At 32.8% G+C, this 12,509-nt stretch carries 10 protein-coding genes; 6 read left to right on the forward strand and 4 right to left on the reverse strand.

Annotated features, from left to right (window positions below; all coding sequences use genetic code 11):
• The first annotated feature begins 155 nt into the window (after positions 1–155).
• The 6 genes from E0F98_RS13030 (at position 156) to yidC (ending at position 8,982) form a co-directional block, all read left to right on the forward strand.
• Entirely contained in the window at positions 156–857 is a 702-nt protein-coding gene (locus tag E0F98_RS13030; protein WP_132112183.1) for a hypothetical protein, read from the forward strand.
• Positions 858–1,165: 308 nt separating this feature from the next.
• Complete coding sequence (guaA, locus tag E0F98_RS13035) at positions 1,166–2,695, forward strand: glutamine-hydrolyzing GMP synthase (protein WP_132112185.1); 1,530 nt, start codon at positions 1,166–1,168, stop codon at positions 2,693–2,695.
• A 127-nt stretch (positions 2,696–2,822) separates the two neighbouring features.
• A complete protein-coding gene (locus tag E0F98_RS13040; protein ID WP_132112302.1) occupies positions 2,823–4,772 on the forward strand; it encodes a PBP1 and LysM peptidoglycan-binding domain-containing protein in 1,950 nt (649 codons plus the stop codon).
• Positions 4,773–4,988: 216 nt separating this feature from the next.
• On the forward strand, positions 4,989–5,219 hold the full coding sequence (locus E0F98_RS13045; RefSeq protein ID WP_132112187.1) for a DUF3820 family protein: 231 nt from the start codon (positions 4,989–4,991) through the stop codon (positions 5,217–5,219).
• 156 nt (positions 5,220–5,375) lie between these two features.
• Positions 5,376–6,989: a CTP synthase gene (locus tag E0F98_RS13050; RefSeq protein WP_132112189.1), complete on the forward strand. Its 1,614-nt coding sequence runs from the start codon at positions 5,376–5,378 to the stop codon at positions 6,987–6,989.
• Between the two features lie 85 nt (positions 6,990–7,074).
• A complete protein-coding gene (yidC, locus tag E0F98_RS13055) occupies positions 7,075–8,982 on the forward strand; it encodes a membrane protein insertase YidC (protein ID WP_132112191.1) in 1,908 nt (635 codons plus the stop codon).
• 193 nt (positions 8,983–9,175) lie between these two features.
• Here yidC and E0F98_RS13060 read toward each other — a convergent pair whose 3' ends face one another.
• The 4 genes from E0F98_RS13060 to E0F98_RS13075 all read right to left on the reverse strand — a co-directional run bounded on the left by E0F98_RS13060 (position 9,176) and on the right by E0F98_RS13075 (position 12,184).
• Positions 9,176–9,523: a hypothetical protein gene (locus tag E0F98_RS13060; RefSeq protein WP_132112193.1), complete on the reverse strand. Its 348-nt coding sequence runs from the start codon at positions 9,521–9,523 to the stop codon at positions 9,176–9,178.
• A gap of 140 nt (positions 9,524–9,663) precedes the next feature.
• Complete coding sequence (locus E0F98_RS13065) at positions 9,664–9,969, reverse strand: hypothetical protein (protein WP_132112195.1); 306 nt, start codon at positions 9,967–9,969, stop codon at positions 9,664–9,666.
• A gap of 238 nt (positions 9,970–10,207) precedes the next feature.
• On the reverse strand, positions 10,208–10,876 hold the full coding sequence (locus E0F98_RS13070; protein ID WP_132112197.1) for a DNA-binding transcriptional response regulator: 669 nt from the start codon (positions 10,874–10,876) through the stop codon (positions 10,208–10,210).
• A 348-nt stretch (positions 10,877–11,224) separates the two neighbouring features.
• Positions 11,225–12,184, reverse strand: a complete 960-nt coding sequence (locus E0F98_RS13075) for a fasciclin domain-containing protein (protein ID WP_132112199.1) — start codon at positions 12,182–12,184, stop codon at positions 11,225–11,227.
• Between the last annotated feature and the right edge of the window lie 325 nt (positions 12,185–12,509).

A 12,509-nucleotide genomic window follows, 5' to 3' on the forward strand; every position in this document is an offset into this window, starting at 1 on the left:
GGATTTAAGCTTAAAACTAATTCTAATAATTGTTTTAATCCCGTTATGGTTAAAGTTTATTTAATGTTCGGCTCCGGTTTTGTTTTCTAAATACAAAGCACGGTATATTTGTCGCATCTTGATATTTAGAGTATTTAAAAACAAAGTGGTATAATATGAAACAAATATTAGTGGTAATGATGATGTTTTTTGCTGTAAACAGCTATTCTCAAACTGAGTTTAGTTCTAAGTTTAAAGGAATACCACCTTTGGATACAGGTATTAAAACTAAAAAAGCTGTTGCTGCGCCTGTTGCGCAACCGGACATCGTAGCTCCTAATATTTTAAAAAAGCCGGAAACGAAATTCCAAAGTACTAATTTTAAAATAGGTGATCCAGATCCTATTTCGATGACTATAACAAATGATTTTATTAACCCAGGTGATGAAGTGCGGGATAAAATGAATAAGAAAATCGATAAATCATTAGTGAATAACGGATTAAAAGAAGATACATCTTATTTAAATCTAAAAGACTTAGATTTTGGGGTCATACGAACAAAGTCAAGATCCTTAGTGATTCGAGTAAGAGATTACGGTGCAATTGATGGCGATTTGATAAAAGCCACACTTATTCATGATTATAAAGGTACTGTTTTAGCAAATAATTTATTCTTGGATTCCAATTTCAAAGACATCAAGATGGATCTTCAAGAGGGGCTTAATTATTTAGAGTTGGAAGCGCTGAATCGTGGCTCGCTAGGTGGAAATACAGGAGCTTTTTATATTTATGATACCGACGGAAATTTGTTATTATCTGACTTGTGGAATAATTTTGATAAAGGTGTAAAATCTAAATTTACATTTGTAAAAGAATAATAACTACTATAGTTTTTTGTGGACTAGAAAGGATCAGCTGTAACTTTGAACTTCATATCTCCTTTTACAGAAGCCTAATTTTTTTAAAATTAGTAAATTGATAGATGTCAGTTTTTTGTTATTAGAATTGGTCAACTGTCATTACATTGTAATAAACATAAATATAGAAGCTGCTGTTCATAGTTTTGTTTCATCTTCATTTGTATGATTTTTCAGCTTTTATACCGTTTATACTAATCGTGGAAAAATAATTTTCATTTTTTCAAAATTCAATTTTTCAATTCCGAATATAAAAAGTATTTTTGCGCATGCAACACAACGTACTTATTTTAGATTTCGGATCGCAATATACACAGCTTATTGCGCGTAGAGTTCGCGAATTAAATATATTCTGCGAAATTTTCCCATACAATCACATTCCGAGTGATTTATCAAGTTATAAAGCCGTAATTCTTGGAGGTAGCCCCTTTTCTGTTAGAGGAGAAGATGCACCACATCCAGATTTATCTCAAATTAGAGGTAAATTACCTATGCTTGCCGTATGTTACGGAGCACAATACTTAGCTCATTTTAGTGGTGGGGAAGTAGCGGCTTCTAATACGAGAGAATATGGTAGAGCTAATTTAAATTTTATTAAAGAAAATGAAGTGTTCTTTGAAGGAGTTTCAGAGAACAGTCAAGTGTGGATGAGTCATAGCGACAGTGTAAAAGTTTTGCCAACTAATGGTGTAAAGCTTGCTAGCACGCATGATGTAGAATTTGCAGCTTATAAAATTGAAGGCGAAACAACTTATGCTATTCAATATCACCCAGAAGTTTTTCATTCAACTGATGGTTCAAAAATGCTAGAGAATTTCCTAGTGAAAATTGCCGAAGTTCCTCAAAATTTCACGCCAAATGCTTTTGTAGAAGAGATGGTTGCTGAGCTTAAAGAGAAATTACAAGATGATAAAGTAGTTCTAGGACTTTCTGGTGGAGTAGATTCTACTGTAGCGGCGGTTTTATTGCACCAAGCTATCGGTAAAAATCTGTACTGTATTTTTGTAAACAATGGTTTACTTCGAAAAAACGAATTCCAAAGCGTATTAGATCAATACAAAGGAATGGGCTTGAATGTGAAAGGAGTTGATTCTGGAGATCGTTTTTTATCTGAACTTGCAGGTGTAAGTGACCCAGAAACAAAGCGTAAAATTATTGGTAGAGTTTTTATCGAAGTTTTTGATGATGAGTCACATTTAATTGAAGATGTAAAATGGCTAGCGCAAGGAACTATATATCCTGACGTAATTGAGTCGGTTTCTGTAAAAGGACCTTCAGCTACAATTAAATCACATCATAATGTAGGTGGATTACCTGATTACATGAAGTTGAAAATTGTAGAGCCACTTCGTATGCTTTTTAAAGACGAAGTTCGTAGAGTGGGAGCGTCATTAGGAATTGATCCAGAATTATTAGGAAGACATCCTTTTCCAGGACCAGGATTGTCAATCAGAATCTTAGGAGATATTACACCTGAAAAAGTACAAATTTTACAAGATGTTGATAAAGTATTTATTGACGGATTAAAATCTTGGGGATTGTATGACAAAGTATGGCAAGCGGGAGCAATCCTTCTTCCTGTAAATAGTGTAGGAGTAATGGGCGATGAACGTACTTATGAAAAAGTAGTTGCGCTACGTGCTGTGGAATCTACAGATGGTATGACGGCAGACTGGGTACATTTACCATATGATTTCTTAATGAAAGTGTCTAATGATATTATCAATAAAGTAAAAGGAGTAAATAGAGTGGTATATGACATTAGTTCTAAACCACCTGCAACTATTGAATGGGAATAAGAGATATTATTTTCTGTATTAAAATTTTAAATTTTTAATATTCTTTATAGAAACGGTACCAATTTTTTAATTAAAATTTGGTACCGTTTTTGTTATCTTTGAACCAATAATTTATATAAATAATATGATGAAGTATTTTTTTACAATCTACATAGCTGTTTTCTTATTTACTACAAATGTTTTTTCGCAAGAAAAAGTCATAACTCATAAGGTAGAAAAAGGAGAGGCAATTAATCAAATAGCTCAAAAATATAGAGTTACTCCATTTGATATCTATCAATTAAATCCAGATGCACAAAGAGGCTTGAAACCAGATAGTGTTTTGCTGATTCCAAGTAAAGCGGGTGCGAAAATTACGGTTGTTCCAACTAAAATCAATGTACAGACTCAAACTCATGTAGTACTTGCAAAAGAAACTTTGTACGGTATTCAAAAAAAATATGGGGTTTCTGATGAAGACCTAAAAAGCGCGAATCCTTTTCTTGAGAATGATGGCTTACAAATAGGACAAAACCTTACTATTCCTTCAAAAAGCAGCCCGAAAAAACCTGTTTCATATCAAGAAAAATACATTTATCACGATGTGCTTGCCAAAGAAACGAAGTATTCAATCACTAAACAATATGGAATTACTATTGCCGAATTGGAAAAACGCAATCCTGAGGTGGTTACGAGTTTACCTATTGGATACCGATTGGTAATTAAGGGAACGGCGCCAAAAATAGAAAAAGTTGCTGAGAAAACAACAGAAAAAGGAGCGGTGAACGGACAAATTGAAAATCTAAAGAAGGCTTTGACTGTTGTTGACTATGTTGCTTATGAGGTACAGCCCAAAGAAACATTATACAGTTTGTCAAAGATGTTTGAAATGACTCAAGACGAACTTATTGCACTTAACCCTGAGCTTGTGAACGGAGTTGAAATCGGGATGTTATTGAAGGTTCCCTCTAAACTTCAGGCGTCAGCTGATGATAAGAAAGAATATATGGCTTTGTCGAAAAAAGTCACTTATGATAACCGTAAAAGAATGGTAATGCTATTGCCTTTTAATGTTGCTAACATAGAAAGTGATACTGTAAATTCTACCTCTAACCGATTGAAAAAAGATAAGTTTTTAAACATGACCTTAGATTTTTATGCAGGAGCTTTAATCGCTATAGACTCTGCTAAGGTATTAGGTTATCCTATCGATGTCGAAATTTATGACTCTCGTGAAACTAAAAACAATTCGGATGTTGCGTCAATAATTCGAAATAAAAACCTAGTAAATGCCAATGCAATTATTGGCCCGTTTTACCAAAGTAATGCTGAAATAGCGGCGCAATTAGTAGGGATGAATAATGTACCTGTTATTTCTCCGCTTTCAAAAGATATTGGAAAACCGTATGCAAATTTATATCAAACGATTCCAACAAATGAAGCTATTAAAGGAGCAATGTTTGATTACATGCGTTTAAAAAATGGTAATATTATAGCAGTAGTAGACAAGAAAAAAGAATCGATTATTCAATATATAAAACAATATCATAAACAGGTTCCTTTTGTAGCTTTTAAAGAAAATGGAAGTTTGTCTGCCGAAAGTCTAAAAGGAATGTTGGTAAAAGACAAAATGAATTATGTAGTGATGGAGACAGGGAATACTTGGATGATTAAGAGTACTGTAGCTGCGATGGTGAGTTCGATGCCAGCTTATCAAGTGCAATTAGTGATTTTAGAACCTAATGAAACATTGGATACGGATGAAATAAAATTTCAGAATCTTACGAAACTGAACTTAATGTATCCTTCGGTGACTAGTGATTATATTTCTCCCGAAATGGCACTTTTCGAAAAAAAATATAGAAAAGCAAATAATATTTATCCAAGTGATTACGCTACTCGTGGTTTTGATATGACTTTTGATACCATGGTTCGATTAGTTCAAAATAAAAGCTTTGAAGATACTGTGAATTCAGCAGCGACAAAACGAGGAGAGAATAAGTTTGAATACTATAAAAAAGAAGACGGTGGGTATACAAACAAAGGTGTTTTTATTTTGTATTACGATACAGATATGACTATCAAAGAAGCGCACTAAGGAAATGTATTACGGTACTTTTTGTACTATTTTCTTGAGTTTAAATACTGAAATCGAAAAACGAATCACTTTTAATTAGAAATAGTCAAGCGAAGTTAGGGGGAAAGAGTATAGAGTGTAGAAGTGAGCTCTTTTCTGAGAAAAGGTTCTCATATAGTCTCTATATTATATCCTCTTTTTTCTTTGTTCTTTTCTCAAATCTCCTACTTTTACTTCATGGATAAAAATCAACAACAACTTATAAAACTGGCTCATACTAAAATGCCTTTTGGAAAGTATGAAGGGAAATTCTTAATTGATTTACCGGAGTACTATGTAGTATGGTACAGCAACAAAGGGTTTCCAAAGGGAGAATTAGGCGAGCAATTAAAACTTATATATGAGTTAAAGCTCAATGGACTGGAGGAATTGATAAGAAATATTAAAAAACGATATCCGAAACCATAATAATTTAAGAAATTATTGTGGTTTTTTACTTTATAAGGGTTGTATTAAGCAATTGTCAATTTTACAAATTATCTCATTTTCAAATTAGCATATTCTCAATTTATAATCGTATTTTTGCCGAGTTTTTTAGACAACTACAATACAAACAACTACAGCATGAATCAAACGAAATATATTTTTGTTACTGGCGGTGTGACTTCTTCTTTAGGAAAAGGTATAATTGCAGCATCATTGGCAAAATTGTTACAAGCACGAGGATATAGAACGACTATCCAGAAGTTCGACCCCTATTTAAATGTTGATCCGGGGACTTTAAACCCATACGAACATGGAGAATGTTATGTTACGGATGATGGAGCTGAAACTGATTTAGATTTAGGTCATTACGAGCGTTTCTTGAATGTCCCTACTTCTCAAGCAAATAATGTTACCACAGGGAGAATTTATCTTTCAGTTATTGAAAAAGAAAGAAGAGGAGAATTTCTAGGAAAAACGGTTCAAGTTGTTCCGCATATTACCAATGAAATAAAAGACAGAATGCAATTGCTTGGTAATTCAGGTGATTTTGATATTGTTATAACCGAAATAGGTGGAACAGTAGGTGACATCGAATCTTTACCATATATTGAGTCTGTTCGCCAACTTGTTTGGGATCTAGGGGAGCATAATGCAATTGTAATTCACTTGACATTAGTGCCTTATTTAGCTGCTGCAGGAGAATTAAAAACAAAACCTACACAACATTCTGTAAAAACTTTAATGGAAAGCGGAATTAAAGCTGATATTTTGGTTTGTAGAACAGAGCATGAAATTTCAGATGAAATTCGCAATAAATTAGCCTTGTTTTGTAATGTAAAAAGAGAAGCAGTTATTCAATCTATTGATGCTGCAACTATTTATGAAGTACCTAATTTAATGTTAGAAGAAGGTCTTGATGTTGTTGCGTTAAAGAAACTAGACTTGCCTAAAAAAGCAGCTCCAGATTTGAAAAACTGGAATACTTTCTTGAAGAGATTAAAAAACCCTAAGCATTCTATAAATATTGGTTTGATTGGGAAATATGTAGAAATGCAAGATTGTTACAAATCAATTTTAGAAGCGTTTATTCATGCAGGAGCTTCAAATGAGACTAAAGTAAATATAATTTCAATCCATTCTGAATATATTGACGCCTCAAATATCGAAGAGAAATTCAGAAATCTTGACGGTATATTGGTAGCGCCAGGTTTTGGAGAAAGAGGAATTGAAGGTAAAATAGAAGCCGTTCGTTATGCACGTGAGAATAAAGTTCCATTTTTCGGAATTTGTTTGGGTATGCAAATGGCAGTTATAGAATATTCTAGAAATATTTTAGGATTTGCTGATGCCAATTCGACAGAAATGAATGAGCGCACTGCGCATCCAGTTGTTAATTTAATGGAAGAGCAAAAAAATGTGACTGACAAAGGAGGGACAATGCGTCTTGGAGCTTGGAAATGTGATATTAAAGAAGATTCATTAGCTTATAAAATTTACGGACAATCGACTATTTCTGAACGTCACCGTCATCGTTATGAGTACAATAGTGCTTATGTAGAGGCATTGCAAAATGCTGGATTAAAAGCATCAGGAGTAAATCCAGACACTGGATTAGTTGAAATCGTTGAATTAGAAGACCATCCATTTTTCATTGGTGTACAATACCATCCTGAATATAAAAGTACCGTTGCAAACCCACATCCTATTTTTGTGAATTTTGTAGCCGCTGCCGTTAAAGCAAAAAAGAAATAATTTCAGTACATCAATAAGATAATGAAATCTAATTTTTGTTTGTCGGGAAAGGATAAGCAATAAAACATAAATAATTTTTATAATAATGGAACAAAAGAAATTTGACCCGAATTCGATAATTGGTTTTGCATTGATCTTCGGGATATTGATTTGGATAATGTATCAAAATCAACCTGATCCTGTTGCAATTGCTGCTGAGAAAGCGCAGAAGGAATTGGTGATAAAAGAGGCTCAAGCTAAAGAATTGAATGATAAAGTGGTTGCCCAAGCTACGGAAGCGGTTGCTACTACTGGAGATTCTACACAATTAGCTAATTTAGAAAAAAAGCTTGGAAACTTTGCTTATTCAGCGACATTACCGTCTGCTAAAGAAGGTTTTACAACTATCGAAAATGAATTAGTTAAATTAAAAATAGCTAATAAGGGAGGATATATTGTAGAAGCGACTCTGAAAAATTACGAAAGATTTAATAAAGGATCAGGTGAATTAGTTGCATTAATTAAAGACAATAATGCTAATTTGAATGTGCAGTTGATTACAAGTGACAACCGTACTTTAAATACTAAAGATTTATTCTTCGAACCTAATTTAACAAAAGTAGGTTCTGATCAAGTGCTTAGCATGCGATTAAAAGCGGGTGCTAGCGAGTACTTAGAATATAAGTATGTCTTGAAGGCAGATGATTATATGCTTGACTTTGTTATTCATTCTAAAGGTTTAAATAAAGTTTTAAACTCTTCAAAACCTTTAAATCTTGAATGGGATTTAAAAAGCTACACAAACGAGAAAAGTATCAGTTATGAAAATCGCTATGCTGAACTTTACTACGAACATGAAGAAGGGAAAAGTGATTATCTAGGTCTAGGAAATGACGAAGCGGAAACGGTTACAGATGTTTCTTATATTGCTTATAAGCAACACTTTTTCACATCGATTTTATTATCGGATGTACCTTTTACCAAAGCAGAAATATTTTCTAATAATTTAGTTAAGGACGAGCAAATTGATTCGGTTTATACAAAGCAGTTTAAAGCCATTGTTCCATTAGCATTCAAAAATGGTGAGATTGACCAAAAAATGAATTGGTACTACGGACCAACGGATTATACTTTGTTAAAAAAATACGATAGAAACTTAGAGGATATCGTGGCTTTGGGTTGGGGTATTTTTGGATGGATTAACCGTCATGCTTTTATACCAATGTATGGTTTCTTAAGTATGTTTATTCAACATGGTTGGGCTATTATATTGTTTACAATATTGGTAAAATTATTGATGTCTCCTATTACTTACAAATCATTTTTGTCACAAGCTAAGATGAAAGTATTGCGTCCTGAAATTATGGAGCTAGGGGAAAAATTCAAAAAAGATCCAATGAAAAAGCAACAGGAAACAATGAAGCTTTACAATAAAGCGGGTGTGAACCCTATGGCTGGTTGTATTCCCGGATTGATGCAGGCTCCTATTTTCTATGCTTTATTTCAGTTCTTTCCATCGGCAATAGGATTAAGACAACAAGGATTCTTATGGGCAGACGATTTATCTTCGTTTGACTCTATTTATGAACTACCATTTCATATTCCATTTTACGGAAGTCATATTAGTTTGTTTCCTATTCTGGCCTCTATTGCTATTTTCTTTTACATGAAAATGACAACTGGAGATCAACAAATGGCGACGCCTACCCAGGAAGGGATGCCAGATATGGCCAAAATGATGAAAATAATGATTTATGTTTCGCCATTAATGATGTTGTTTTTCTTTAATAGTTATGCTTCTGGATTGAGTTTGTACTATTTTGTTTCGAATACAATTACAATAGGAATCATGCTTATTATTAAAAACTATATTATTGATAGTGATAAGATTCATAATGAAATTCAAGAGAACAAGAAAAAAGAGCCTAAGAAACAAGGTAAATTCCAACGTAAACTTCAAGAAGTGATGGAACAAGCTGAGGCTCAAAAAGCACTTGACAAAAAGAAAAAATAATTTCTATTTCGTAGAAATCCTTTCATATTAAAAATGCCCCCAAAAGTTTTACGCTTTTGGGGGCATTTTATTTGTAGATAATTCAGTTATAATATTGAAGTCTATCAACTTATAGTGAACAAGGTGCTAATAGACTTCGTGCTGGTTTGTGAATTTATGGAATTGTGATAGAGCTAAAGGCTTGTTTAGTGTCTTACTTTGTTGTTAAGGTGTATTCGAAACCTTCTAAATCAGTGGCTAATAAGGTGTGTTTATTAATCCATTCCACTACAACTTCAATATTCGTAGCATTTGTCGTGCTAAGATAACCAACACCAATTTTGCCTTCAATATTTATGTTGCCATGAACATTTTCGCCATTTTCATCAGTTCCTACAACTTTATAGTCATGTTGGCTAAGTTCCGTAGTTTTAAAAGTATTATTAACCTCAAAAGTGGAATGAATGCGCGCGTTTATTGTGTCATCCGTTTTTTTACAAGAGATAAGCCCGATAGACATGAAAAATAGTGTAATAGGTATGGTTTTTATTTTTCTGGTCATCTTGTTTAATTTTTATTTTTTCAAAAGTACAAGTAGTAATGCTAATTTCTTTACGGGATACCTCATTACAAATTGTTTTTAAAGAGCAGGAATAAATTATTTACTTCTAAATTTATAATTGTTATTTGTGTAGAAAGGAATTATAGAGGATTTGAATTATCCGTTTTAGACTGAATTTTATTTACTTTTTTAATTTGTTTTTCGGTCAAAAGATTCTTTTTGCTGGCAGAGATAAGTCGGTTATTTAATGCTTCCCATCTAATTCGCATATACGGATAAATGGCTAAAGAAGCATTATTTCCCTTCTCCGCTTTATTAAAATGCTTGATGTATTCCTTTACATAGTTTTTGTAGTCATCAAGATGTTTGCCCCATTTGTTAGTCGGTTCTTTGTTTTTCCTTAATTTAGTATAATTCAATGCTGCTATTTTCTTCTCCGTTTTCATGACTTCATTGTTTCAATTTTAACTCTTGTTGTTAAAAGCGAAGCGAAATTAAATGTATTAAAAGTGGTATCCTTACGGGAAACCGTAAAGGGCTATTTTTTATAGAGTTTGTCTACTAGAGATTTTAGATCATAAGTGTAAAATAGTGCTATGTAGTAGTTGAGCACAACATTTGAAATGCTTATTAAATATACAGTAGTTTGTGAATTTATATCGAAAGAAGGGTAATTTTTATTTCTTAAACTAGTCCTAGATCTTTTGCGATTGCTATTAAATGCACATTATTATTCGCTTTGAAATAGATTTTCAGTTTGTTAATTCGCTTTTCTATACTACTGCTACCATTAGGAATTATTCCCGTATTTTTGAATGCTATTGAAATTTCATCTAGGATGTATCCATTGGATAATAGCTTTAAAAGTGATATATCGTAGGCCTCAATTTCATGAAATGATTTCTCATTTAAAGCATAAGCTAATTCTGGAGATATATTTTTTTCATTGGATTCAAAAATGCTTTGAACTGCACTCTTAAGTTCCGGAATACTTTGTCTACTTTTTGAAACATAGGCATTAATTCCTAAATTATTAAACAATGATTTTATTCGGTAGGACTTATCTTCTATTGAGAATACAATTGTTTTAATATCAGGTTGTATTTTTTTTACAGCTTCAATAAGTTCTTCGCCGCTAGTGAGTTTGTTTTCGCGATGGTCTGCTTTAAACGATAGGTCACTGATTAGTAGATCATAGGGTTCATTGTCTTGCAGTGCTTTTTTTATTTTTAAAAATGCCTCATCACAATATTTAGAATGTTGAATTTCTTCAACTGAAAGTGTTTCAAGAGCTTGTACAACGGTAATGCTGATACTATCTAAATCTTCGGCAACTAATACTTTTTTGAACATAACGATGTCACTTATTTATGGAATTGCATGTTTGATTGAATTCCGTTACTGGATTTAATATCAAAGGTAAGAGTTCCTTTTATAGAGGGAGTACGGTTTTCCACATTTTGAAGATGTTTAATGAATTTATTCAGTAAATTCTGGTTCCAGTACTGTTATAACGATACTTTAGGACTATATTTTTTTATAATTTTCGAAGAATTTCGTGCTGATTGATCCACTGTATTTTATAAAATAGGACTTTCTGTAAGTATGGTATTTCAGTACGTACTGATTTTAACATTCAAAAAATACCCCAAAAAGCATTTCGCTTTTTGAGGTATCATATTTTATTTATATTACTGTTTTTTAAAAAGTAGGAAGTAGTACTTTGTTTAGTACATGAATAACGCCATTTGAACATTGTACATCAGTGGCAACGATAGTTGAGATTCTACCTCTCGAATCTTTAATTTTGGCACCACCAGCTAGTTCAACAGTAAATGTTTGCGGAGTTTGAAGTGTTGAAACAATTTGGCCTTCTGTTAGACTAGCTGCAAGAATATTTCCCGACACCACATGGTATTGTAATACTTTTGTCAAATTAGCTGCAGAAACAGCTGCGATCCCGCCTGGAGCTAACTCGGTATTTAATGATGTAAAGGCATCATTGGTAGGAGCAAATACTGTAAAAGGCCCAGTTCCTGATAAAATTGTTACGAAATCAGGTTGGCCAGCTCCCGTTAAAGCACCCACCAAGGAAGTGAAATTAGGATTTGCAGTAGCGTGCGTCACAATAGTTGGTAAACCTATCACTTTATCTACGATATGTATAACGCCATTAGAAGCCATTATGTCAGCAGTTGTTACTGTTGCTACACCGTTTAGTTTTACTGCACCAGCTGCTGTATTCACAAACATACTCAAATTGTTAGTGGTAGAAGCAGTCCCTTTAGCCAAAGTTTTGATATAACCAGTAGTTAATGCAGTCGATTTGATGCTACCGGAAATAACGTGATTTAATAAGATTTCTGTTAAAGCAGCTTTTGGAACGTCATTTATCGTTGCATAAGGCGTTGTAGCAAGAAATGCGGTAAACGCAGCATTAGTAGGTGCGAATACGGTATAAGGTCCGCTTCCTTGTAAGGTCGTTGCCAGTTCGGCTTTTGTTAATGCTTGAACAAGAATACTGAAATCAGCTGTTTTTGATGCAATTCCTGTTATTGTATTGTCAACGACAGGAGTATTGTCATCATTACTACAGGAGGTTACAAAGATTGATAGACAGACAATCAAGGCCAGGATTTTGGTTTTAAATAGATTTTTCATGTTTTTTTGTTTTTATTTGTTAAGGCTAAGATAAATCTATTTTGTTTAATTTTAATGCAAAAACAGTAAACAGAACTAAAGTTTATGTTTTTTTTTAAAATTGTTTAGCTTTAATTTTTTTATTATAATTAGTAATCAAGTTAATGATTACTAGTATTTTATGATTTTATGTTAAAAAAGAAATGTTTTTTAGTTATGATTAACGTTAAACAAAAAATCAAATCTATCTTAGTAAAGGTTCTTCTGGCGCTAAATGAAAATAGTGCAAAATATAATACTTACTAAATAATTTGAATTTTTTAAACACTATATACAATTGTAATTG

The organism is Flavobacterium hiemivividum (assembly GCF_004349145.1).
In the GTDB taxonomy this organism is placed as follows: Bacteria; Bacteroidota; Bacteroidia; order Flavobacteriales; family Flavobacteriaceae; genus Flavobacterium; species Flavobacterium hiemivividum.